The sequence below is a fragment of the Ralstonia flatus genome, assembly GCF_958439105.1.
Lineage (GTDB): Bacteria > Pseudomonadota > Gammaproteobacteria > Burkholderiales > Burkholderiaceae > Ralstonia > Ralstonia flatus.
The window spans coordinates 536,259-558,684 of the sequence record NZ_CAUDLI010000001.1 but is presented as its reverse complement, the minus strand read 5'-3'; the positions used below and the strand labels follow the sequence as shown (position 1 = coordinate 558,684).

Here is a 22,426-nt window from a genome sequence, read left to right as displayed (position 1 = left end):
TGAAGAAACGCCGACATCACCCGCAGACGGGCGCCGATTTTGCGTAAAATTGAGGAATCATGGACAAGCGCGCCACCATCCTCCTCAAGACCCTGATCGAACGGTATATCGCCGAGGGCCAGCCCGTGGGCTCACGCACCTTGTCGAAATATTCGGGGCTTGATCTGTCGCCGGCCACCATCCGAAATGTGATGTCGGACCTGGAGGAAATGGGCTTCATTGCCAGCCCGCACACCTCCGCCGGCCGCGTGCCGACGCCGCGCGGCTACCGCCTCTTTGTCGACACGATGCTGACCGCCAGCCCGCTGGACGTGCTGAGCACGCAAGACCGCATGGCCCAGCAGATGGTTGGGGCGATTGCGGAGCAGGTCCGCACGCAGCTGGCCTCGCATGGGTCGGAATCGTCGCAGCGGGTGATTGCGGCGGCCGCGCAAACCTTGTCCAACCTCTCGCAGTTTGCCGGCATCGTGATGACGCCGCGCCGCACGCATGCGTTCCGGCAGATCGAATTCCTGCGGTTGTCGGAGTCGCGCATCCTGCTGATCGTCGTCACGCCCGAAGGCGACGTGCAGAACCGCATCATCCATACCGATACGCCCTACACCCCGTCGCAGCTGGTGGAAGCGGCCAACTACATCAATGCGCATTACGGCGGCCAGACGTTCGACGCGGTGCGCGAAAGCCTGCGGGGCGAACTCTCTGCGCTGCAGGCCGACATGACGGCGTTGATGCAGGCGGCCGTGGAGGCGGGCAGCAGCGCCGTGTCGGAAGAAGAACCGGTCGTCATCTCGGGCGAGCGCAAGCTGCTGGATGTGGAAGACCTGTCTTCGTCCATGGACAAGCTGCGCCGGCTCTTTGCCGTGTTCGAGCAGAAGACCGGCCTGCTGCAACTGCTCGACGTATCGAGCCGCGCCGAGGGCGTGCAGATCTTCATCGGCGGCGAAAGCAGCCTCGTGCCACACGAAGACATGGCGGTCATCACCGCACCGTACGAGGTGGACGGCAAGATCGTCGGCACGCTCGGCGTGATCGGGCCGATGCGCATGGCATATGAGCGCGTGATCCCGATCGTGGACATCACGGCCAAGCTGCTGTCCAGCACGCTCAGCCAATATTGATCTCACGGTTGTTCTGTCTGCGAGCTGCATAAGCTCAGCCGATTTTCTTCGACGACAGCCTACGCTGCCGTCTCTCACAATCGACTCCGGCGCATGTGCGCGATTCTTTTCTGCCGGAGTCTTTCATGGCTGGTTCTTCCTTCTCCCGTTTGCTGGCTGCAGCGATGTCTGCGGCCATTTCGTTCGCCTTGTTTGGCGCCGCTCCTGCACGCGCGGCCGACCGCGAGGTTGTGATCGCTTATCAGGACATGGTGCTGCCCTGGCGCTACGCCCAGGCCACGGGCGAGGTCGAGCGTGCCACCGGCTATAAGGTGACGTACCGCCAGCTCGCCAGCGGCGCCGACGTGGTGCGTGCCATCGCGTCGGGTTCCGTGCAGATCGGCGAAGCGGGCTCCAGCCCGATTGCGGCCGGCGTGTCGCAGGGCGTGGACCTGTCGCTGTTCTGGATTCTCGACAACATCAACGATGCAGAAGCGCTGGTTGCCCGCAACGGCAGCGGCGTGTCGCGCGTGGCTGATCTGAAGGGCAAGACCTTGGGCGTGCCGTATGTCTCGACCTCGCATTTCCATGCGCTGGTGGCGCTGCAGCAAGCCGGGCTCGAGCCGCGCGACGTGAAGGTCGTCAACCTGCGGCCGCAGGAGTTGTCGGCCGCGTGGGACCGGGGCGATGTCGATGCCGCCTTCATCTGGGATCCGGTGCTCGCCAAGGTGAAGAAGAACGGCACCGTGCTGACCACCTCCGGCAAGATCGCCGCCGCCACTGGCAAGTCGACCTTTGATGGCTTCGTGGCGGACCGCAAGTTTGCGCGCGACCATGCCGAGTTCATCGCCAAGTTTGTCGAAGTGCTGGCCAAGGCCGATGCGGCCTATCGCGACAACAAGGCCGCGTGGACGGCGACCTCGCCGCAGGTGGCAGCCGTGGCCAAGACGTCGGGCGCGACGGCGGCGGATGTGCCGGCAAGTCTTGCGCTGTATGCCTTCCCGGATGCGGCGGAGCAGGCTTCCAAGCGCTGGCTGGGCGGCGGCGCGCAGTCGGGCGCGGCGCAATCGCTGCTGGCCACGGCGCAGTTTCTGAAGACGCAGGGCACGATCCAGACGGTGCTGCCGGATTACGGTGCCACCATCGACTCGCGCTTTGTCCAGCGTGCGGCCAACGCGGGCAACAAGGCCGTCGCCACCGCAGCGCGATGAGCCGCATCGATGTGCGCGGCCTGGGCGTCGACTACATCGACGCGCACGGCCGCACCACCCGCGCCCTGGCCGGTGTGGATTTGTCGATCAACGCCGGCGAGTTCGTCGTGGCCCTGGGGGCTTCCGGCTGCGGCAAGACCACGCTGCTGAACTGCCTCGCGGGTTTTGTTGCGCCCACGTCGGGGCAGATTCTCCTGGACGGCCGCGAAATCGATGGGCCGGGCGCCGACCGCGGCGTGGTGTTCCAGCGCTATGGGCTCATGCCGTGGCTGAACGTGCGCGACAACGTGGCGCTTGGTCTCAAGCTGCGCGGTGTCGACCGCAAGACGCGGCATGCGCGTGCGCTGGAGTTGCTCCGGCTGGTCGGCCTTGAAGCGCATGCCGCTTCGCCCGTCTATGCCCTGTCCGGCGGCATGCAGCAACGCGTTGGCATTGCCCGTGCGCTGGCGACGGAGCCCCGCGTGCTGTTGATGGACGAACCGATGGGCGCGCTCGACGCGTTCACGCGCGAGACCATGCAGACGCTGGTGCTCGATGTCTGGCAGCGCACCGGCACGACCGTTTTCTTCATCACGCACGACGTGGAGGAGGCGCTGTTCCTGGCGACGCGCCTGATCGTGATGTCGCCATCGCCGGGGCGCATCGTGCAGACATTCGATCTGCCGTTCTCGCGGCAGGCGCTGGCAGGCGGCGACGCCCGCGCGGTGAAATCATCGCCGGACTTCATTGCCTGGCGCGAGCGTGTACTGGCGCTGATCCACCATGCCCCCGAGGAGCTGCTCGCATGAGCGCGCTCGAAACTCCCGTGCTGCAGCGCGCCTCCGTCGATGCAGCGCCGCCTTCCAGCAGGCCGGCGCGCAGGCTGCGCGGCTATCGTCTGCCGGGTGAGGGCAGCGCATTGGGGCTCAGCGTGTTGTCGGTGACGGCGCTGCTCGTGCTTTGGTGGGCGGCGACCACCTTCCATTGGGTGCCGCCGTTGTTCCTGCCTTCACCGCAGGCCGTCGGGCGCGCATTCATCGATGCGTGGCATGGCGATATTCAAGGCGGCCAGCCGCTGGCGTCGCATCTGGGCTGGAGCGCGTTGCGCGTGTTCGGTGCGTTTGCGCTGGCTGCCGTGACGGCCATACCCATCGGCCTCGCAATGGGCGTTTCCCGCACCGCGCGCGGCTTGCTGGACCCGCCCATCGAGTTCTATCGCCCGCTGCCGCCGCTGGCATACCTGCCGCTCGTGGTCATCTGGCTGGGCATTGATGAGCGCGCGAAGATTGTCGTCATCTATCTTGCCTGCTTCGCACCGATTGCCATGGCCGCGCGTGCCGGCGTGCGCAGCGCCACGCTTGAGCAGATCAACGCCGCGTATGCGCTTGGCGCGAGCTTCACGCAGGTGGTGCGACATGTGATCCTGCCGGCGGCGCTGCCCGAGATCCTGACCGGCTTGCGCATCGCCATCGGCTTCGGCTGGACCACGCTGGTGGCGGCGGAAATGGTGGCGGCCACCGTGGGCGTGGGGCAGATGGTGCTCAATGCGTCGAGCTTTCTGCGCACCGACCTCGTGGTGATGGGCATCGTGCTGATCGGTGCGATTGCATGGGCGTTCGACTTGGCCATGCGCGCCATCGAAGCGCGCGTGGTGCCCTGGAAGGGCCGCAGCTGACCGAGACTCAGAAGCTGCCCGTGAACTGATAACGCCCGCCCGGATGCCACATGGTCGCCACCGAGGCGACCTGACCCTGCGACAACGTTTTTCGCCGCAGCATCAGGCAGGGCTCGCGCACGTCCATGTGCAGCATTTCGGCGATCTCACGGGTGGGCAGGCGCGCCTCGATGCCGTAATCCACGCCCTGCAACGGGGCGGCACGCATCAAGTAGGCGTTGGGCGTGGTCTGCGTGAAATCCTGCTCCATGTATTCCGGCGCCAACGCCGCGTTGACCCAACGGTCTTCCACCTGGATCGGCAGGTCGTTTTCAAAGTGCACGATCAGTGAATGAAAGAGCACGCGGCCGGCGGGCACGCCAAACGAAGCTGCCATCGCTTCATTGGCACGGGCGCGCTCCAGCTTGTGCAGTTCGGCGCGGTGCCGATGGCCGCGCGCAGCAATTTCCTCGGCGATATTGCGGATCGCCACCAGCGTCGCCTGGTATTTCTGCTGCGCGACGAACGTTCCCAGCCCCTGCACGCGCGTGAGGATCTGCTCGGCGGTCAACTCACGCAGCGCGCGATTGACCGTCATGCGCGACACGCCAAAGGTCTGCGCGAGCGTCGTCTCCCCCGGAATCATTTCCCCTTCCTGCCACTCCCCGCTGCGAATGCGCGTGAGGATGTCTTCCTTGATGCGCTGGAAGGCGGGCGTGCTGGCGGACGGGTCGTGTGACATGGGCGTGGCTTGCAGTGCGGTGGTGGCCGCGGATGTGATGTGCGGATGGCGGTCATCATCAGGGTTTGCTCTTAGCTTGTAAAGTTTTCTTGCCTAAGTTGTATATACAACATAAGATGCGCTCCATGACAAAGGAGTTCGCAGGAGACCTCACATGAACGCCCCGACCAACGCTGCCCACCTGACCAACGATCCGCGCTACGACGCTTCGCGTGAAATCCGCGCCCCGCGCGGCACCGAGCTGCACTGCAAGAGCTGGCTGACCGAAGCGGCTTACCGGATGCTGCAGAACAACCTCGACCCGGATGTGGCCGAGAACCCCAAGCACCTCGTCGTGTATGGCGGCATCGGCCGCGCCGCGCGCGACTGGGCCTGCTTCGACAAGATCCTGGAAACGCTGCGCGAGCTGAACGACGACGAATCGCTGCTCGTGCAATCGGGCAAGCCGGTGGGCGTGTTCAAGACCCACCCCGATGCGCCGCGTGTCTTGATCGCCAACTCCAACCTCGTGCCCAAGTGGGCGAACTGGGAACACTTCAACGAGCTGGATCGCAAGGGCCTGTTCATGTATGGCCAGATGACTGCTGGCAGCTGGATCTACATCGGCAGCCAGGGCATCGTGCAGGGCACGTACGAGACGTTTGCCGAAGCCGGCCGCCAACATTACGACGGCAAGCTGGCCGGCAAGTGGATCCTGACCGCCGGCCTGGGCGGCATGGGCGGCGCCCAGCCGCTGGCTGCCACGCTGGCAGGCGCAGTGTCGCTGAACATCGAGTGCCAGCAATCGAGCATCGATTTCCGCCTGCGTACGCGCTACCTCGACAAGCAAGCCAAGGACATCGACGACGCATTCAACCTGATTCGCCACCATTGCGAGCGCGGCGAGGCCGTGTCCATCGGCCTGCTCGGCAATGCGGCGGAAATCCTGCCGGAGCTGGTCAAGCGCGCCCGCGCCGGTGGCCTGAAGCCGGATCTGGTGACCGACCAGACCTCGGCGCATGATCTAGTCAACGGCTATCTGCCGATTGGCTGGACGGTCGAGCAATGGCGTGCTGCGCAACGTGACCCGTCGCAGCACGCCCGCCTGACCGACGAGGCCGCCAAGTCCTGCGCCGTGCACGTGCAGGCAATGCTGGATTTCCAGGCCCTGGGCATCCCGACGGTCGACTACGGCAACAACATTCGCCAGGTCGCGTTCGACCAGGGCGTGAAGAACGCCTTCGATTTCCCGGGCTTCGTGCCGGCCTACATCCGTCCGCTGTTCTGCGAGGGCAAGGGCCCGTTCCGCTGGGTGGCGCTGTCGGGCGATCCGGAAGACATCTACAAGACCGACGCCAAGATCAAGGAACTCTTCCCGCACAACACGCACGTGCATCGCTGGCTCGACATGGCGCGTGATCGCATCGCCTTCCAGGGCCTGCCCGCGCGCATCTGCTGGCTGGGCCTGGGCGAGCGTCACCTGGCCGGTCTGGCTTTCAACGAGATGGTCAAGAATGGCGAGCTGAAGGCGCCGATCGTGATCGGCCGCGACCACCTCGACACGGGTTCGGTCGCCAGCCCCAACCGCGAAACCGAAGCCATGCGAGACGGCACCGACGCCGTGTCGGACTGGCCGCTGCTCAACGCGCTGCTCAACACGGCGGGCGGCGCGACGTGGGTGTCGCTGCACCATGGCGGCGGTGTCGGCATGGGCTATTCGCAGCACTCGGGCGTGGTGATCGTCGCCGACGGCACCGACGCTGCAGCCAAGCGCCTGGGCCGTGTGCTCGTCAACGATTCTGGCTCGGGCGTCATGCGCCATGCCGATGCCGGTTACGAAACCGCCATCGCCTGCGCCAAGCGCAACGGTTTGAACCTGCCGATGATCGGCTAAGTTAAAGACATCCTCTCGCATTGCTATGAACACCATGACCACGCCCCCCATCATCACGTTGCAGCCGGGCGAAATGTCCTTCGCCGACCTGCGCCGCGTCTGGCTCGCCCCGACGCCTGTTGCGCTGTCGGGCGATTGCGCGGCCGCCATCGAAGCGTCTGCGGCCACCGTGCAGGCCATCGTTGCCAAGGGCGACCCGGCCTACGGCATCAACACCGGGTTCGGCCTGCTGGCCAAGACGCAGATCCCCACGCACGAGCTGGAGCGCCTGCAACGCAACCTCATCCTCTCGCACGCCGTCGGCACGGGTGCAGACCTGAGCGACAACGTCGCGCGGCTGGTGCTGCTGATGAAGGCCGCCAGTCTGGCGCGCGGCTATTCGGGCGTGCGCCGTGTCGTGATCGACACGCTGCTGGCACTGCTGAACGCCGGCATCGTGCCGTGCATTCCGTCCAAGGGTTCCGTTGGCGCATCGGGCGATCTGGCGCCGCTCGCGCACATGACGCTCGCCCTGCTGGGCGAGGGCGACGTGCGTGTGAACGGCGTGCGCACGCCGGCGCGTGCCGCATTGGCCGCCGCCGGCATCGAGCCGATTGCGCTGGCCGCCAAGGAAGGCCTGGCACTCATCAATGGCACGCAGGTGTCGACCGCGCTGGCGCTCAACGGTCTGTTCTTGGCCGAGCGACTGCTGCAAGCCGCTACGGTGTCGGGTGCGTTGTCGGTGGATGCTGCCAAGGGCAGCGATGCGCCGTTCGACCCGCGCGTGCACACCGTGCGTGGCCAAGGCGGCCAGATCGCGACCGCGGCCGTGTACCGCAACCTGCTGGCCGGCAGCGCCATCCGCCAATCACACCTCGTGGGCGACAAGCGCGTGCAAGACCCCTACAGCCTGCGTTGCCAGCCGCAAGTCATGGGCGCATGCTTCGACCTGATCCGCCAGGCCGGCGCCACGCTGCTCACCGAAGCCAACGCCGTCACCGACAACCCGCTGGTCTACGCCGACGCCGGTGAAGTGATCTCGGGCGGCAACTTCCACGCCGAACCGGTGGCGTTTGCTGCCGACATGCTTGCGCTGGCGATTGCCGAGATCGGTGCGCTGTCGGAGCGCCGCATCGCGCTGCTGATCGACTCCACGCTGTCGGGCCTGCCGCCGTTCCTGGTCGAGCAGCCGGGCCTGAACTCGGGCTTCATGATCGCGCACGTCACGGCCGCGGCGCTGGCCTCGGAAAACAAGACGTTCGCCCACCCGGCCAGCGTCGACAGCCTGCCGACTTCGGCCAACCAGGAAGACCACGTCAGCATGGCGACCTTCGCGGGCCGCCGTTTGCAGGACATGGCTGAGAACACCGCCACCATCGTCGGCATCGAAGCGCTGGCGGCGGCGCAGGGCATCGACTTCCACAAGCCGCTGGCGACGTCCGACACGCTGCAGAAGGCACATGGCTGCATCCGCGCGCGTGTGGCGTACTACGGTGAAGATCGCCTGTTCGCCCCCGACATCGAAGCCGCCCGCCGCCTCGTGCTCGACGGTGCCCTCGGCGATTCGTGCCGCGCGCACGTCGGCGAACTCGCACTCGTCTGACCATGCTCGCCCAAGCCGAACCGAACGTCTGGCAAGGCCGTGTCGATGCGGAGGAAGGCCCGCTGGGCTTGCGTTGGCACCAGACGGTGCGCCGCATCGATGCATCGACGCCGCTGGCCAACACCGTCGCCCTGGCGGGCTTTGCCTGCGATGCCGGTGTCGCACGCAATCACGGGCGAACCGGTGCGCAGGCGGGCCCAGCCGCCATCCGCAAGATGCTCGCGAACTTGCCCGCGCGTGCCGGCCGTGTGGTCGTCGACGCGGGCGACGTGACATGCCAGGGCGATGCGCTGGAAGACGCGCAGAGCGCATTGTCCAGTGTGCTCCACGATCTGCTCGACCGCGGTGCGTTTCCGATCGCGCTCGGCGGCGGGCATGAGATCGCGTGGGCTTCGTTCGGTGGCTTGGCGCGGCATCTGGCGGCGAAATCCGACCAGCCCCCGCGTATCGGCATTCTCAATCTGGACGCGCATTTCGATTTGCGCGCCGGCGAGCGCGGCAGCTCCGGCACGCCATTCCGCCAGATCGCCGAAGACTGCGCGCGGCGCGGATGGCCGTTCCACTATGCTTGCCTCGGCGTGAGCACTTACGCCAACACTGAAGCGCTGTTCGCGCGTGCGCGCCAGCTCGGCGTGCGCTGGATGCACGACGACGAGATGGACGTCATGCAGCTCGCGCACGTGCTGAAGGTGGTGGAGGTGTTCCTGAGCCAGGTCGACCACGTCTATCTGACGATGTGCCTGGACGTGCTGCCGGCCGCGGTGGCTCCCGGCGTGAGCGCGCCGTCCGCACGCGGCGTGGGGATGGACGTGATCGAACCCATCGTCGATCTTGTGGTCAGCTCGGGCAAGCTGCGGCTGGCGGATGTGGCGGAACTGAACCCGTCGCTCGACATCGACAACCACACGGCGCGTGTCGCCGCCCGTCTCGTGGCGCGCGTGGCAGACGGCATTGGCCTGCAGGGAGCCGCACATGACTGATCCGGCCTACCCGCACTGGGACGCGCTCTGGACCAACGTCCACCTCGCCACGCTCGCCGCCGATGCCGACGGCTACGGCGAAATCCGCGACGGGGCCATCGCCGTCAAGGATGGCCGCATTGCTTGGCTTGGCTACCGCGCCGATCTGCCTGCGAACGCCCGCGCCACACGCGAACACGATGGCGGCGGCGCGTGGCTCACGCCCGGCCTGATCGATTGCCACACACACCTCGTCTACGCCGGCAACCGCAGCAATGAATTCGAAGCGCGCCTGAACGGCGTGCCATACGAAGAGATCGCGCGCGCGGGCGGCGGCATCCTCTCGACCGTTCGCGCCACGCGGGCCGCCAGCGAAGACGCGTTGGCCGACGCCAGTCTGCCGCGCCTGAATGCCCTGCGCGCCGAAGGTGTCACCACCGTCGAAATCAAGTCCGGCTACGGCCTGAACCTGGAAACCGAGCGCCGCATGCTGCGCGTTGCACGGCGCTTCGGCCAGTCATTGCCGGTGCGCGTGCGGACAACATTCCTCGGCGCGCATGCCGTGCCGCCCGAATTCGCCGGCCGTGCGGATGACTACATCGATCATCTCTGCGCCGATGTGCTGCCCGCGCTCGCTGCGGAAGGTCTGGTCGATGCCGTTGACGCTTTCTGCGAAACCATTGGCTTTACGCCCGCACAGACGGCGCGCATGTTCGACGCGGCGCAGCGCCACGGCTTGCCGGTCAAGCTGCACGCCGAGCAGCTCTCGGATCAGGGCGGCGCGGCGCTGGTGGCTCGCTACGGCGGCCTGTCAGCGGATCACCTCGAATGCCTGACCGAGGCCGGCATCGCAGCCATGGCGCAAGCCGGCACGGTGGCCGTGCTGCTGCCCGGCGCGTTCTACTGCCTGCGCGAAACGCGCCTCCCGCCGATGGCCGCGCTGCGCGCCGCCGGTGTGCCCATGGCCGTGTCGACCGACTGCAACCCTGGTACCTCGCCGTTGTCGTCACTGCTGCTGGCGATGAACATGGCGTGCACGCTGTTCCGCCTGACGCCCCTGGAAGCGCTGACCGGCGCCACGCGTCATGCTGCCGCAGCGCTGGGCCTGTCCGGCACGTGTGGCGTGCTGGCTCCGGGCTGCGCGGCCGATTTCGCTCTGTGGCGCATCGACCGGCCCGCCGATCTGGCGTACGCGATGGGGCTGAACCCGTGTGTGGGCGTGGTCAAGGACGGCACCGTGGTGGCGTAAGGAACACGCGATGACGCGGCTCGTATAATCGGCCGGTCTATCGCGAACCCGCGCCCATGCCCTTCTTGCCCGAACCCCTGTTCCAGCACGGCCAGCCCGATCGCACGGCGATCCTGCTCGTCAACCTCGGTACGCCTGACGGCACATCGCCGCGCGAGGTCGGCCGCTACCTGCGTCAGTTCCTGTCCGACCCCCGCGTTGTGGAAATTCCGCGCGCGGTGTGGTGGTTCATCCTCAACGGACTGATCGTGCCGCTGCGTTCGCGCACGTCGGCGCACAAATACGAAAGCATCTGGCTGCGCGAGGCCAACATGACCGGCTCGCCGCTGCTCGTCTACAGCGAGCGCCAGGCGCATGCGCTGCAGCAGCTGCTGAACGCGCAGGGCCACGATGTGGTGGTCGCCTGTGCGATGCGCTATGGCAATCCGTCGATTCCGTCCGTCATGCAGGCGCTGCGCAAGCAGGGCGTCGAGCGCATCCTCGTCTTGCCGATGTACCCGCAGTATTCCGGCACCACCACCGCGACGGCCTTCGACGAGGTCTTCCGTGTGCTGGGCGAGATGCGCAATCAGCCGGAGTTGCGGCTGGTCAAACATTTCCACGATGACCCTGCTTACATCAATGCGCTGCACCAGCAGGTGGGGGCGTATTGGGCGCAGCACGGCGCCCCCGACTTCGCGCATGGCGACAAGCTGGTGCTGTCCTTCCATGGTGTGCCGCGACGGACACTGGAATTGGGCGATCCGTATCACTGCGAGTGCCTGAAGACCGGCCGCTTGCTGGGCGAAGCGCTCGGCCTGCAGCCGGGTCAGTACCTGGTCACGTTCCAGTCACGCTTTGGCCGCGCCGAATGGTTGCAGCCGTACACCGCGCCCACGCTGGAAGAGCTGGGCCGCGTCGGCACCCATCGCGTCGACGTGTTCTGCCCGGGTTTTCCGGCCGATTGCCTGGAAACGCTGGAAGAGATCGCCATGGAAGGGCAGTCGACCTTCCGTGTCGCCGGCGGCAAGGAATTCCATTACATCCCGTGCCTGAACGACAGCGAAGCGTGGATTGCCGGCATTGCCGACATCGCGCTGGCGCATCTGCAGGGCTGGCCGCTCACGCTCACGCATCCGCATGTGCTGGAGGCCAGCCGCACGCGTGCGCAGAGCAAGGGAGCCGCCGCATGAAGGTGAGTACCGACGCGGCCGATCGCGTTCGCATCGACAAATGGCTGTGGGCGGCGCGCTTCTTCAAGACGCGCTCGCAGGCGACGGATGCAGTGGAGCGCGGTCGCGTGCAGATCAACGATCAGGCGGTTCGCCCCGCCAAGGACGTCAAAATCGGCGATCACGTGCGCGTGCACGCGCATGAACAGCAATGGGAAGTGGAGGTGTTGGCGCTGGCGGAAGTGCGCGGCCCAGCCTCGATCGCGCAAACCCTCTATGCCGAGACGGACATCAGCCGCTTAAAACGCGAAGAGAGTGCGGACAAGCGCCGGCTGTATCGGGAACCGGCCACACAAATCGCCGGCCGGCCGACCAAGCGGGACCGGCGGCGTATCGACAAACTCGGCGGAGAATGACGCACTCCGCGCGAGTGTGTGCTAACTTGATACGCTCATCAAGCCGCGCGGCAGCTGCTGCATCTGTGCCGGCTTGATGATGTAGTGCTTGAAGAATGCCTTGCCGCTGCCGTACTCCGTATAACGCGGCGTGACGGCGCCCGACAGGCAGATGAACGTTGTGGCTGCGGTCAGGGTCAACAGCAGGAGCACGGTCAGAACGGGCAATTTGTTGTGCATGGTACGAACCCTCAAAGAAGCTCGCGCCCCCCAATTTTTTCTTGCATCATAGGCGGCCAATTGGGTCGTCGCAATTGCTGTGCCGTTGCAGTCTGATGAAAGTTGTAACCCCATATTTCGTGATGCACGACGCACAGTTGTCGCGCATCCGGCGCCCTTGAAAAGCGCGCCAATTGCCCCATAACGGGGACAAATCGTTTGTAAAAATCCAGCGGATCGATTCCGGGCACATACCGTGCGTCGATCCCGTTTATCCAGCGCTATGAAACACACTTCGGACACCCAATCGAACTCGGACATGTCAGCGGACAGCCAAGCCACCCAGCCGAACGCATCGGCGACGGGCCAAGCGGCCCATGCCTATTCGAGCCAAGCGCAGCGCGCAAGTGCAGACGCCCAGGCTGTTGCCGGTGACGAAGCCGCCGTGGCGGAAGCCGTGGCTGACGTGGACGTCGCTGAACTGCGCCGTCAACTCGAAGCCGCAGAAGAAAAGGCACGCCAGAACTACGAGAACTGGGCCCGCGCCACGGCCGAAGGCGAGAACATCCGCCGCCGTGGTCAGGACGACGTGGCCAAGGCCCACAAATTCGCCATCGAAGGCTTTGCGGAATATCTGCTGCCCGTCGTGGACAGCCTGCAGGCCGCCTTGGCCGACACGTCGGGCGACGTCACCAAGCTGCGTGAGGGCGTTGAACTGACGCTCAAGCAGCTGTACGCCGCATTCGAAAAGGGCCGCGTCACCGAGCTGAACCCGGTGGGGGAAAAGTTCGACCCGCATCGCCATCAAGCCATTTCGATGGTGCCGGCCGATCAAGAGGCCAACACCGTGGTCGCCGTCCTGCAGCGCGGCTACACGCTAGCCGATCGCGTGCTGCGGCCGGCCCTGGTGACGGTGGCAGCGCCCAAGTAAGCTGACGCGCCCCATGATCCAAAGCACAGTCACTTCGCACGACGCCCACGGCGCGATCCCGGTCGACAAGACCGCGTTCGCGGCGTTCGGTATGCGCGAGGTGAACACCGAGACCTTCGACGCGGCCATTGCGGCCGCGGGCGATGCGCTCGTGTGCGTGTTCTTTTGGGGCGTCGATTGCTTCAACTGCGAGATGGCCAAGAAGGCCATGCTCGCGCAGCTGGCCGCCGTGCGTGAACTGGGACTGAGCTGGCTGCATGCCGACGTCTATGCCCACCCGGAGCTGGGCCAGCGCTTTGGCCTGCACGGTATTCCGGTGTTCATGTTCTTCCATCGTGGCAAGAAGCTTGGCCGGGCGACCGGCTGGCACGGCCATGCGCAGTTTGCCGCCGCCGTTGCCAATGCGCGCAACAAGCTGGCCGGCAAGCCGCTTGTCTGAGGCAGCGACCATGATGACGTCGACGCCCATGGCTGCGGCCTTCTTTCTTGCTTCGCCTTCCCGTGCTGTGCGCCCCAAGCGCATGGCGCGCACCTCGCCGCGCGCCGCTCAGGCGATGACCGCGGCCCTTGCCGCCGCCCGGCGGTCGTTCTAGTGCCCCTGCGGCACGTTGCCGCCGGGCTCGCTCTCTTTCACCAGCAGTTTTAGTGTGTATTACCGCCGGCCGGCCTGTGTGCCCGCCGGTTTCCTTGTCGCTGCTTTGCGTTGGCCTGCGGGGCCATCGGCAGCGGCTTTGCTTCGTGTTGAACACAGACTTGTAGGAGATCGTCATGTCCAAAGCAGCCGCCATCTACTTGACCGAGCTAGACCTCACCCGCTTGGAAAACGCTGCCACACGCGCGGGCAGCAATTCGCCGCTGGCCGATCTCGTCGATGACCTGATTGCCCGCGCCAACGTGGTCCCCGGCGACAAGATTCCCGCCGATGTGGTCACCATGAACTCCGTCGTCTGCGTGGTGGACGACGCCGGCGCGGAGGAGGAGTGGACGCTCGTCTACCCCGAGGAGGCCAACGTTGCGTCGGCCAAGCTGTCGGTGCTTTCGCCGATGGGCGCGGCGCTGCTTGGCGCGCGGGCAGGCAAGTCGGTCAAATACTCCGCGCCCAATGGTGCACAGCGTTCGTTGCGCATCGATCGCGTGGCGTTCCAGCCGGAGGCCGCCGGCCAGCATACGCTGTAAGCCGGCTGCGTCCTATCGCGAGAGGCTGTAACCGACGCGCAACTGCGAGCCCAGCTTGTGGTTGTAGTCGAGCAGGCTCTCGCCGTAGCCGGTGAAATACTGGATGAACAGATAGCCGGCCGTGCCAGTGAAGATCCGGCTCATCGGATACGTCAATTGCGCGTCGACGCTGCCATAGGCCTTGCGGGTGCCCTTGCGCAGCGTGGTGGCCAATTCCCAGCCATTGGGCGCGCCGTACGACACGCGGAAATCCCCAAAGCCGCGGTAGTGCGCGATATCGGTGTTGCCCGTGCGCGTGAGGTAGGCGTAGAGCTTCGGCTCGAACTTCCAGTGGTAATCGTTCAGGTCACCAAAGTGGAACGTGGGGCGTACGAAGACGGTGTTGATGGCGCGTGAGGCATCGCCGTCGCGGCCGTTCGATTCGTGCTCGATGCCGCCCGCGAACGACAGCCGGGTGAGCGCGCCACCGTGGATGCCCGTGTCGGGGCGGTAATAGAAGAGGCTGGGCCGGTAATTCGTATCGCGGAACGGCGCCGATTCCTTGCCCAGATCCCACAGCGAGAACTGCGTGTAACCGAAATACAGGTTATCGAGCAGCGCTGCCGATGCCGGATTCTCCGGTTGAAAAATCCGGAACTTGAAGCTCAACTGGAACTTGGCGTTCAGGCCTTCGTGCGCCCCGATGGCGGCGAACATGGGTTCGTGGAACGTCAGGCGCGCGGTTTCTTCGGGCGGGCGAACGGCTTCGCCGTTGCCGGCCACGGCGATGGGAACGGCAGGCGTCGCCGTTGCATTGGCCGCGGGGGCGCTCGGGTTGGCGCCCAGCGCGCCACCGGGCTTAGTCGCTTCCGCGGCGGCGTTGCGGACGGCGCCATTGGGCGCACCTTCCGCAGCGATCTGCGGGGCGTCGGGGCCGCGCACGAGCGTGACCAGGACGGGCGCCGCATCCAGATCGGGAACATCGATCCGGACCGTACCGCGCAGCACCTCGGGCAGCGTGCCCGTATAGGCGACGGTGCGGACCTGCCCCGGGCGCAGGTGCAGGGTTTCCGCCCCGGCGTTATGTCGATTGAGAATCACTTCCACCGCGCCTTGCAGATCGGCGGTGGCCGTTGCACGCAGCCTGGCCGGCACGGCATAGCTGCGCTGGGCGGCATCCCCAGAAATGACGAGGGTCAGGGTGAAAGGCTGGTTGGCATCGATGCGGCGGGAAGGCTGGAGCAGGGCCACAGCGGCATCGGCGGAGGGCACGGCGCATGCGGCAAGGAGCGCAGCGCCAAGAATGGATCGAAGCGGATGCAAAGGCATGGGCGCAAAAGCCGGGTTGGCGTCCGGCGAGTGGCAATGCGCGCAAGGGTAACACCCAGACCTTTTGTGCCCGGTTTGCCGCGGTGGGCGTTCGAAACGGACGTTTTTGCCTGGTAGCGCACGTTTTCGGGTGCTTTCCCAAGAAAAACCGGCCAAAATGCTCAACTTTTCAAAATTCGGCCTTGAAAAGCCGGACGGCACTCCCACATCCGATCCAAGTTTGTATTCAGTGCAGTCCTGACACCAGATTCGAGGAGCAAGAACATGGGCAAAATCATCGGTATCGACCTTGGTACCACCAACAGCTGCGTCTCCATCATGGAGGGCAACACCCCCAAGGTGATCGAGAACGCCGAAGGCGCTCGCACCACCCCGTCGATCATCGCCTACATGGAAGACGGCGAGATCCTGGTCGGTGCCCCGGCCAAGCGCCAGGCGGTGACCAACCCGAAGAACACGCTGTACGCCGTCAAGCGCCTGATCGGCCGCAAGTTTGAAGAGAAGGAAGTCCAGAAGGACATCGGCCTGATGCCGTACACCATCACCAAGGCCGACAATGGCGACGCCTGGGTGGAAGTGCGCGAAAAGAAGATGGCGCCGCCGCAGATTTCGGCAGAAGTCCTGCGCAAGATGAAGAAGACCGCCGAGGACTACCTGGGCGAGGAAGTGACCGAAGCCGTGATCACGGTGCCGGCCTACTTCAACGATTCGCAGCGCCAAGCCACCAAGGATGCCGGCCGCATTGCCGGTCTGGACGTCAAGCGCATCATCAACGAGCCGACCGCGGCTGCGCTGGCATTCGGCCTGGACAAGAACGAGAAGGGCGACCGCAAGATCGCCGTGTATGACCTCGGCGGCGGTACGTTCGACATCTCGATCATCGAGATTGCCGACGTGGACGGCGAGAAGCAGTTCGAAGTGCTGTCGACCAATGGCGATACGTTCCTGGGCGGCGAAGATTTCGACCAGCGCATCATCGATTACATCATCGGCGAGTTCAAGAAGGAGCAGGGCGTCGACCTGTCGAAGGACGTCCTCGCGCTGCAACGCCTGAAGGAAGCCGCTGAAAAGGCCAAGATCGAGCTGTCGAGCACGCAGCAGACCGAAATCAACCTGCCGTACATCACGGCGGATGCCTCGGGCCCGAAGCACTTGAACCTGAAGATCACGCGCGCCAAGTTGGAAGCGCTGGTCGAAGACCTGATCGCCCGTACGATCGATCCGTGCCGCACCGCCATCAAGGATGCTGGCGTGAAGGTGTCGGACATCCACGACGTGATCTTGGTCGGCGGCATGACGCGTATGCCGAAGGTGCAGGAGAAGGTGAAGGAGTTCTTCGGCAAGGAAGCCCGCAAGGACGTGAACCCGGACGAGGCCGTTGCCGTGGGCGCTGCCATCCAGGGTCAGGTGCTGGGCGGTGACCGTACCGACGTGCTGCTGCTGGACGTGACGCCGCTGTCGCTGGGCATCGAAACGCTGGGTGGCGTGATGACCAAGATGATCGGCAAGAACACGACCATCCCGACCAAGTTCTCGCAGACGTTCTCGACCGCGGACGACAATCAGCCGGCCGTGACGATCAAGGTCTACCAGGGCGAGCGCGAGATGGCGTCCGGCAACAAGCTGCTGGGCGAATTCAACCTCGAAGGCATTCCGCCGGCACCGCGCGGCACGCCGCAGATTGAAGTGTCGTTCGACATCGACGCCAACGGCATCCTGCACGTGGGCGCCAAGGACAAGGCGACCGGCAAGGAAAACAAGATCACGATCAAGGCAAGCTCCGGCCTGTCGGAAGCCGAGATCGAGCGCATGGTGAAGGACGCCGAGGCCAACGCCGAGGAAGACAAGAAGCTGCGCGAACTGGTCGACTCCCGTAACCAGGGTGAAGCGCTGGTGCACTCGACCAAGAAGGCACTGGGCGAGTACGGCGACAAGCTGGAAGCTGGCGAGAAGGACAAGATCGAAGCCGCGATCAAGGAACTTGAAGAGACCCTGAAGGGCACCGACAAGGCCGCGATCGACGCCAAGACCGAAGCGCTGGCTACCGCCTCGCAGAAGCTGGGCGAGAAGGTCTATGCCGATATGCAGGCCAAGGGCGAGGCGGGTGGCGCTGAACACCCTGCCGGTGCCCAGGCAGGCGCGCAAGCCGGACAAGGCGCTCCGCACGACGATAACGTCGTCGACGCCGAGTTCAAGGAAGTGAACGACAAGAAGTAAGCCAGATCGTCCGCCAGGCGGACGTTACGGTACGCCGGGCAGTGGTCATCGGGTTGTGCGGGACGCACCTGATGTCACGCTCGGCTTTTTTGCTATTCGACACGCAGTAAAAACAGGCGACGACTGAAGCCACCATGGCAAAACGTGATTACTACGAAGTGCTCGGGGTGGGCAAAAACGCGAGCGACGACGAGATCAAGAAGGCGTATCGCAAGCTCGCGATGAAGTACCACCCGGACCGCAATCCGGACAGCAAGGAAGCAGAAGAGAAATTCAAGGAGGCCAAAGAGGCCTACGAGATGCTCTCCGATGCCGAAAAGAAAGCTGCCTACGACCAGTACGGCCACGCGGGCGTCGACCCGAACATGGCCGGCGGCTTTGGCGCGGGCGGTGCAGGCTTTGGCGGAGGCTTTGCCGAAGCCTTCGGCGACATCTTTGGCGATATCTTTGGCCAAGCCCAGGGCCAGGGCGGGCGCCGCGGTGGCGGCCCGCAGATGTATCGCGGCGCTGACCTGCGCTACAGCATGGAAATCACGCTGGAGCAGGCCGCGCATGGCTACGATACGCAGATCCGCGTGCCGCACTGGGACGAGTGCGACCACTGTCACGGCAAAGGCGCCGAGCCCGGCTCCAGCGTGGAGACGTGCCCGACCTGCCACGGCGCCGGTCAGGTGCGTGTGTCGCAGGGCTTCTTCACGATGCAGCAGACCTGCCCGAAGTGCCACGGCAGCGGCAAGTACATCCCCAAGCCGTGCACCAAGTGCCACGGCCAGGGCAAGCTGAAGAGCCAGAAGACGCTGGAAGTGAAGATTCCGGCCGGTATCGATGAAGGCATGCGCATCCGTTCGTCGGGTAATGGCGAGCCGGGCATCAACGGCGGGCCGCCGGGCGACCTGTATGTGGAAATCCACATCAAGCCGCACCCGGTGTTCGAGCGCGACGGCGACGACCTGCATTGCCAGATGCCGATTTCGTTTGCGACGGCAGCCATTGGCGGCGACATCGAAGTGCCGACGCTGGGCGGCCGCGCGTCGTTCACGGTGCCGGAAGGCACGCAGGCCGGCAAGACGTTCCGCCTGCGTGGCAAGGGCATCAAGGGCGTGCGTTCAGGCTATGCGGGCGATCTCTATGTGCACATCAACATCGAGACGCCGGTCAAGCTGACGGAGCACCAGAAGGAGCTGCTCAAGCAGTTCGACAAGTCCGTGCACGAAGGGGGCTCGCGGCACAGCCCGCAAGAGCAGTCGTGGATGGACAAGGTGAAGAACTTCTTCTCCTCGTAAGAAGCCGCGTAAAGCTACTGCGCGGCCAGTTCTTGGTCCTGCGATACTCGCCGTACTCATGTACGGCTGCGTTTCTCGGACCAACCTCTGGCCGCTCGCTACGCTTTTCGAGGCTTCTTAAACACCATCTTTTCAATCAAGGACATCGTCATGCAGCCGCTCCAAGCGCCAGAAGCCGGCGCGCCGTTCGCGCTGCTGGACGATGCCACCTCGGGCGGCGCGCCGTGCTCGCGCTGGTACACCGGTTATGCGGGCGAGTTCTTCCGGCCGGCGGGCATCCTGGATGGGCTGGACGATGACCTTCGCGCCGCCTGGCGCCAGGGCTTGCATGCCCTGATCGTTGCGCCGTACGAGTTCGGCGAGCCGCTGGTTGGTCTGCCGGCTTCCACTGAAATCTCTTCGTCCTTGCCCGGCCACGATGGCCGCCTGCGCGTGCTGCTGTTCCGCACGATGCAGGTGCTGTCGCCGGCGGAGGTCGATTCGCTGTTCGGAGCTTGGCCTGAAGCGGCCGGGGCGGCCGGTCTGTTCGACTGTGCTGCCAGCGTTGATCACGCCACCTATACCAACGCCATCGCGCGCATCCACGACTGGATTGCGGCGGGCGACACCTACGAAGTCAACTACACGTACCGCCTGCGCATGACGGCGTTCGGCGCGCCGGCGGCGTTGTATCGGCGCCTGCGTGCGCGCCAGCCGGTGCCGTACGGCGCCTTCATCGGGCTGCCCGAGGGCGGCGCGATTCTGTCGTGCTCGCCGGAGCTGTTCTTCTCGCATCACGCCGGCCAGCTTGTTGCGCGGCCGATGAAGGGCACCGCGCCAGCCTCCGGCGACGCTGAAGTCGACGAAACCCGCGCCATCGCATTGGCCGCAGACGAAAAGAACCGCGCCGAGAACCTGATGATCGTCGACCTGTTGCGCAACGATCTGGGCCGTCTCGCGCGCGCGGGGTCTGTGCGCGTGCCGGCGTTGTTCGACGTGACGCCGTTTGGCAGCGTGCTGCAGATGACGTCGACCGTGGAGGCCGAGATTCCGCCTGCCACTGGCCTGGCCGATTGCCTGCGTGCGCTGTTCCCGTGCGGCTCCATCACGGGCGCGCCCAAGCGGCGGACGATGGAAATCATCAAGGCGCTGGAGCCTGAGCCGCGCGGCCTCTACACCGGCGCGATCGGCTGGATCGATGCGCCTGCCGATGATCGCGCGATGGGTGACGCATGTTTCTCCGTGGCGATCCGCACGCTGGTGCTGAGTGCACCCGGCACCGATGGCCTGCGCCGCGGCGAACTCGGCATCGGCTCCGGCATCGTGCACGACAGCGTCGCCGATGAGGAATACGCGGAGTGCCAACTGAAAGCGCGCTTCGTGACGGCGCTTGACCCGGGGTTATCGCTGTTTGAGACGATGCGCGCGACGCGCGACGGCGTGGCGCTGCTGGATTGGCATCTGGCGCGGTTGGAGCGTTCAGCGGCAGCCTTTGGTTTCCCGTTCGACCGGACTGCGCTGATGCATGAGGTGGCACGTGCCTGCGCAACGCTGGACGGTGATGGCGCCTATCGCATGCGCCTATTGCTCACACCGGACGGTGGAGCCAACGTATCGGCCGTGCCGCTGTCGCCTCTGCATGCGAACTGGGATGCGCCGGTCCGTCTGCTCGTCGCACCGCAATCGCGCGAGATCACGCACAGTCTGCCGACGCACAAGACCACGTTGCGCGAAGGCTACGACGCTGCGTGGCAGGCCGCCGAGCGCGAAGGTGCGTTCGATGCCGTGTTCTTCAACGCTGATGGCACCTTGGCCGAAGGCGGGCGCAGCACGTTGCTGGTCAAGCTCGATGGTGCGTGGTGGACGCCGCCGCTGTCAGCGGGGGTCTTGCCTGGGGTGATGCGCGCCGTGCTGCTGAAAGATGCTTCGCCGTGGCTGGGTGGGCCGCTGCAAGAGCGTTTGCTCACCCGCGCCGATGTTGCCCGCGCCGAAGCCGTCGCCGTATGCAATGCCCTACGCGGCGTGGTGCCCGCGCATTTCGAGCCGGCCCTGACCGTCGACCTGCTCTAGTTTCCAGCGGGCCACGCCGGGCAGGTTGATGAGTTCGCGGTCGTGGCAGACCATCAGCAGTGTGCGGCCCTCCGCTGCCAGCTCGCCGACCAGCGCAATGACTTGCTCGCGCGCAGCGCCGTCCAGATTCGACGTCGGTTCGTCGAGCAGCAGCACATCCGTGTGCAGGGCGCGCGCCCGCGCCAAGGCAAGACGTTGCGTTTCGCCGCCGGACAGCCGTTCGGGCGGCACATCCACCACGTGCTGCAGCCCCGCCCAGCGCAGCGCATCGTCGACGCGCGCAGCCAACGCCGCATGCGCCACGCGGTGTGGGCCCGTGGTCAGCCCATAAGCGAGATTCGCGCGTACCGACGTGCGAAACAGATACGGATGCTGGTGCACGTACGTCAGCCGCGCGCGCAGCTCGGCCGGGTAGGGCGACAGCGCCTGCCGCCCCTGGCCCATGTCGACGGTCGCACCATGGGCGGGTGCGAGCCCGGCCAGCATGCGCAGCAGCGTTGTCTTGCCGACACCGTTTGCGCCGGTGATGACAATCGCGTGCCCCGCGGACAGCGCCAGGCGCGGAATCTCGAACAGAACGCGCGCGCCGTGCTGGCAGCGCAAGCCTTCAAACACCATCGTGGGCTGCGACGAGGCGCTCATGCCGGCTCCCTGCGATAGTTGCCAGCCCCTTGCAACCACGCCAGCCCAAGGTTGACGAGCAGCGCCAGCACGATCAGCACGATGCCCAGCGCGATGCCCTGTGCGAACTCGCCCTTGCTGGTTTCCAGCGCAATCGCCGTGGTCATGGTGCGTGTGACGCCTTCGATGTTGCCGCCGACCATCAGCGCCGAGCCCACTTCGGCGATGACGCGCCCGAAGCCGGCCACCACCGCCGCCATGAGGCCGAAGCGCAATTCACGAAACACCGTCAGCAGCAGCCGGACGCGCCCGGCGCCCAGCACGCGTGCGGTTTCGGCGAGACGCGGATCCGCGCGCTCCAGTGTCGTCAGCGCAAATGCGACGATCACCGGCAGGCCAAGCACCGCTTGCCCAAGGATCATCCCGCCTTGCGTGAACAGCAGCCCGAAGCCGCCCAGCGGCCCCTGGCGCGATAGCAGCAGATACAGCAACAGCCCGATCAGCACGGTCGGAAATGACAGCGACGCCTGCGCCAAGACCACGAGCGCCCGGCGCCCCGCAAACCGGTGCATGGCGATGAGATAGGCGATGAGCAGACCGGGAGGCGCCGCCAGCAGCAGCCCCGCGATCGCCACCTTCAACGACACCCAGACGATCCGCCACAACGCCGCATCGCCGCCGGCAAGCAGGGCGAAGGCGTCGACGGTGGCCGACCAGATTTCCATGCGGG

Annotated in this window: 21 protein-coding genes; 16 read left to right on the top strand and 5 right to left on the bottom strand. The window is 65.6% G+C overall.

The features are described from left to right. Positions 1 to 59: 59 nt before the first annotated feature. From hrcA to R2676_RS02685, 4 genes are all read left to right on the top strand, one after another. The gene (hrcA, locus tag R2676_RS02700) at positions 60 to 1,118 is read left to right on the top strand and encodes a heat-inducible transcriptional repressor HrcA (protein ID WP_027680615.1); all 1,059 of its coding nucleotides are present in this window, start codon (positions 60 to 62) and stop codon (positions 1,116 to 1,118) included. 125 nt (positions 1,119 to 1,243) lie between these two features. Beyond that, entirely contained in the window at positions 1,244 to 2,308 is a 1,065-nt protein-coding gene (gene tauA / locus R2676_RS02695) for a taurine ABC transporter substrate-binding protein (protein ID WP_206274248.1), read from the top strand. Next, positions 2,305 to 3,096: a taurine ABC transporter ATP-binding protein gene (locus R2676_RS02690; RefSeq protein ID WP_027680617.1), complete on the top strand. Its 792-nt coding sequence runs from the start codon at positions 2,305 to 2,307 to the stop codon at positions 3,094 to 3,096. Before tauA ends, R2676_RS02690 begins: the two co-directional genes overlap by 4 nt. After that, entirely contained in the window at positions 3,093 to 3,962 is an 870-nt protein-coding gene (locus R2676_RS02685) for an ABC transporter permease subunit (protein ID WP_206274247.1), read from the top strand. Before R2676_RS02690 ends, R2676_RS02685 begins: the two co-directional genes overlap by 4 nt. Before the next feature lie 7 nt (positions 3,963 to 3,969). On the opposite strand, the gene hutC is transcribed toward R2676_RS02685, so the two are convergent. Further along, positions 3,970 to 4,683, bottom strand: coding sequence for a histidine utilization repressor (gene hutC, locus R2676_RS02680; RefSeq protein WP_027680619.1), 714 nt, complete (start codon positions 4,681 to 4,683; stop codon positions 3,970 to 3,972). Between the two features lie 154 nt (positions 4,684 to 4,837). On the opposite strand from hutC, the gene hutU reads away from it, so the two are divergent. The 6 genes from hutU to R2676_RS02650 are packed head-to-tail and all read left to right on the top strand — an operon-like array spanning position 4,838 to position 11,913. Continuing rightward, positions 4,838 to 6,556, top strand: coding sequence for a urocanate hydratase (gene hutU / locus R2676_RS02675; RefSeq protein ID WP_206274246.1), 1,719 nt, complete (start codon positions 4,838 to 4,840; stop codon positions 6,554 to 6,556). 25 nt (positions 6,557 to 6,581) lie between these two features. Continuing rightward, positions 6,582 to 8,138 carry a histidine ammonia-lyase gene (gene hutH / locus R2676_RS02670; RefSeq protein WP_206274245.1) on the top strand — a complete coding sequence of 519 codons (1,557 nt, stop codon included), beginning with the start codon at positions 6,582 to 6,584 and terminating at the stop codon, positions 8,136 to 8,138. Positions 8,139 to 8,140: 2 nt separating this feature from the next. Continuing rightward, positions 8,141 to 9,118 (top strand): formimidoylglutamase, encoded by a 978-nt coding sequence (hutG, locus tag R2676_RS02665; RefSeq protein ID WP_206274244.1) that lies wholly within the window; start codon positions 8,141 to 8,143, stop codon positions 9,116 to 9,118. Next, a complete protein-coding gene (hutI, locus tag R2676_RS02660; RefSeq protein ID WP_206274243.1) occupies positions 9,111 to 10,346 on the top strand; it encodes an imidazolonepropionase in 1,236 nt (411 codons plus the stop codon). The genes hutG and hutI overlap by 8 nt, the downstream gene beginning before the upstream one ends. A 56-nt stretch (positions 10,347 to 10,402) precedes the next feature. After that, complete coding sequence (gene hemH / locus R2676_RS02655) at positions 10,403 to 11,518, top strand: ferrochelatase (protein ID WP_027680623.1); 1,116 nt, start codon at positions 10,403 to 10,405, stop codon at positions 11,516 to 11,518. Continuing rightward, on the top strand, positions 11,515 to 11,913 hold the full coding sequence (locus R2676_RS02650) for an RNA-binding S4 domain-containing protein (protein ID WP_027680624.1): 399 nt from the start codon (positions 11,515 to 11,517) through the stop codon (positions 11,911 to 11,913). Before hemH ends, R2676_RS02650 begins: the two co-directional genes overlap by 4 nt. 21 nt (positions 11,914 to 11,934) lie before the next feature. On the opposite strand, the gene R2676_RS02645 is transcribed toward R2676_RS02650, so the two are convergent. Then, on the bottom strand, positions 11,935 to 12,132 hold the full coding sequence (locus R2676_RS02645) for a hypothetical protein (protein ID WP_206274242.1): 198 nt from the start codon (positions 12,130 to 12,132) through the stop codon (positions 11,935 to 11,937). 262 nt (positions 12,133 to 12,394) lie between these two features. Here R2676_RS02645 and grpE point away from each other — a divergent pair, with 262 nt between their 5' ends. From grpE to rnk, 3 genes are all read left to right on the top strand, one after another. Then, positions 12,395 to 13,042, top strand: a complete 648-nt coding sequence (grpE, locus tag R2676_RS02640; protein WP_206274241.1) for a nucleotide exchange factor GrpE — start codon at positions 12,395 to 12,397, stop codon at positions 13,040 to 13,042. A 13-nt stretch (positions 13,043 to 13,055) separates the two neighbouring features. Then, positions 13,056 to 13,481 carry a thioredoxin family protein gene (locus R2676_RS02635; protein WP_206274240.1) on the top strand — a complete coding sequence of 142 codons (426 nt, stop codon included), beginning with the start codon at positions 13,056 to 13,058 and terminating at the stop codon, positions 13,479 to 13,481. A gap of 329 nt (positions 13,482 to 13,810) precedes the next feature. Next, positions 13,811 to 14,218: a nucleoside diphosphate kinase regulator gene (gene rnk, locus R2676_RS02630; protein WP_206274239.1), complete on the top strand. Its 408-nt coding sequence runs from the start codon at positions 13,811 to 13,813 to the stop codon at positions 14,216 to 14,218. Positions 14,219 to 14,230: 12 nt separating this feature from the next. Here the strand turns inward: rnk and R2676_RS02625 are convergent, their stop codons facing one another. Next, a complete protein-coding gene (locus tag R2676_RS02625; RefSeq protein ID WP_206274238.1) occupies positions 14,231 to 15,526 on the bottom strand; it encodes a phospholipase A in 1,296 nt (431 codons plus the stop codon). 264 nt (positions 15,527 to 15,790) lie between these two features. Here R2676_RS02625 and dnaK point away from each other — a divergent pair, with 264 nt between their 5' ends. From dnaK to R2676_RS02610, 3 genes are all read left to right on the top strand, one after another. Continuing rightward, a complete protein-coding gene (dnaK, locus tag R2676_RS02620; protein ID WP_206274237.1) occupies positions 15,791 to 17,743 on the top strand; it encodes a molecular chaperone DnaK in 1,953 nt (650 codons plus the stop codon). A 134-nt stretch (positions 17,744 to 17,877) separates the two neighbouring features. After that, positions 17,878 to 19,026 (top strand): molecular chaperone DnaJ, encoded by a 1,149-nt coding sequence (gene dnaJ / locus R2676_RS02615; protein ID WP_009241427.1) that lies wholly within the window; start codon positions 17,878 to 17,880, stop codon positions 19,024 to 19,026. 150 nt (positions 19,027 to 19,176) lie between these two features. Next, the gene (locus tag R2676_RS02610) at positions 19,177 to 21,075 is read left to right on the top strand and encodes a bifunctional chorismate-binding protein/class IV aminotransferase (protein WP_206274236.1); all 1,899 of its coding nucleotides are present in this window, start codon (positions 19,177 to 19,179) and stop codon (positions 21,073 to 21,075) included. Here the strand turns inward: R2676_RS02610 and R2676_RS02605 are convergent. Together R2676_RS02605 and R2676_RS02600 are read right to left on the bottom strand one after the other, a co-directional pair. Next, positions 21,019 to 21,717: an ABC transporter ATP-binding protein gene (locus tag R2676_RS02605; protein WP_206274235.1), complete on the bottom strand. Its 699-nt coding sequence runs from the start codon at positions 21,715 to 21,717 to the stop codon at positions 21,019 to 21,021. The genes R2676_RS02610 and R2676_RS02605 overlap by 57 nt on opposite strands. After that, positions 21,714 to 22,421 (bottom strand): ABC transporter permease, encoded by a 708-nt coding sequence (locus R2676_RS02600; RefSeq protein ID WP_206274234.1) that lies wholly within the window; start codon positions 22,419 to 22,421, stop codon positions 21,714 to 21,716. The genes R2676_RS02605 and R2676_RS02600 overlap by 4 nt, the downstream gene beginning before the upstream one ends. Positions 22,422 to 22,426 lie beyond the last annotated feature (5 nt).

Bases quoted from the DNA above. Each gene is read 5' to 3' on its own strand.
- hrcA (WP_027680615.1), top strand. From the start codon at position 60: ATGGACAAGCGCGCCACCATCCTCCTCAAGACCCTGATCGAACGGTAT.
- tauA (WP_206274248.1), top strand. From the start codon at position 1,244: ATGGCTGGTTCTTCCTTCTCCCGTTTGCTGGCTGCAGCGATGTCTGCG.
- R2676_RS02690 (WP_027680617.1), top strand. From the start codon at position 2,305: ATGAGCCGCATCGATGTGCGCGGCCTGGGCGTCGACTACATCGACGCG.
- R2676_RS02685 (WP_206274247.1), top strand. From the start codon at position 3,093: ATGAGCGCGCTCGAAACTCCCGTGCTGCAGCGCGCCTCCGTCGATGCA.
- hutC (WP_027680619.1), bottom strand. From the start codon at position 4,683: ATGTCACACGACCCGTCCGCCAGCACGCCCGCCTTCCAGCGCATCAAG.
- hutU (WP_206274246.1), top strand. From the start codon at position 4,838: ATGAACGCCCCGACCAACGCTGCCCACCTGACCAACGATCCGCGCTAC.
- hutH (WP_206274245.1), top strand. From the start codon at position 6,582: ATGAACACCATGACCACGCCCCCCATCATCACGTTGCAGCCGGGCGAA.
- hutG (WP_206274244.1), top strand. From the start codon at position 8,141: ATGCTCGCCCAAGCCGAACCGAACGTCTGGCAAGGCCGTGTCGATGCG.
- hutI (WP_206274243.1), top strand. From the start codon at position 9,111: ATGACTGATCCGGCCTACCCGCACTGGGACGCGCTCTGGACCAACGTC.
- hemH (WP_027680623.1), top strand. From the start codon at position 10,403: ATGCCCTTCTTGCCCGAACCCCTGTTCCAGCACGGCCAGCCCGATCGC.
- R2676_RS02650 (WP_027680624.1), top strand. From the start codon at position 11,515: ATGAAGGTGAGTACCGACGCGGCCGATCGCGTTCGCATCGACAAATGG.
- R2676_RS02645 (WP_206274242.1), bottom strand. From the start codon at position 12,132: ATGCACAACAAATTGCCCGTTCTGACCGTGCTCCTGCTGTTGACCCTG.
- grpE (WP_206274241.1), top strand. From the start codon at position 12,395: ATGAAACACACTTCGGACACCCAATCGAACTCGGACATGTCAGCGGAC.
- R2676_RS02635 (WP_206274240.1), top strand. From the start codon at position 13,056: ATGATCCAAAGCACAGTCACTTCGCACGACGCCCACGGCGCGATCCCG.
- rnk (WP_206274239.1), top strand. From the start codon at position 13,811: ATGTCCAAAGCAGCCGCCATCTACTTGACCGAGCTAGACCTCACCCGC.
- R2676_RS02625 (WP_206274238.1), bottom strand. From the start codon at position 15,526: ATGCCTTTGCATCCGCTTCGATCCATTCTTGGCGCTGCGCTCCTTGCC.
- dnaK (WP_206274237.1), top strand. From the start codon at position 15,791: ATGGGCAAAATCATCGGTATCGACCTTGGTACCACCAACAGCTGCGTC.
- dnaJ (WP_009241427.1), top strand. From the start codon at position 17,878: ATGGCAAAACGTGATTACTACGAAGTGCTCGGGGTGGGCAAAAACGCG.
- R2676_RS02610 (WP_206274236.1), top strand. From the start codon at position 19,177: ATGCAGCCGCTCCAAGCGCCAGAAGCCGGCGCGCCGTTCGCGCTGCTG.
- R2676_RS02605 (WP_206274235.1), bottom strand. From the start codon at position 21,717: ATGAGCGCCTCGTCGCAGCCCACGATGGTGTTTGAAGGCTTGCGCTGC.
- R2676_RS02600 (WP_206274234.1), bottom strand. From the start codon at position 22,421: ATGGAAATCTGGTCGGCCACCGTCGACGCCTTCGCCCTGCTTGCCGGC.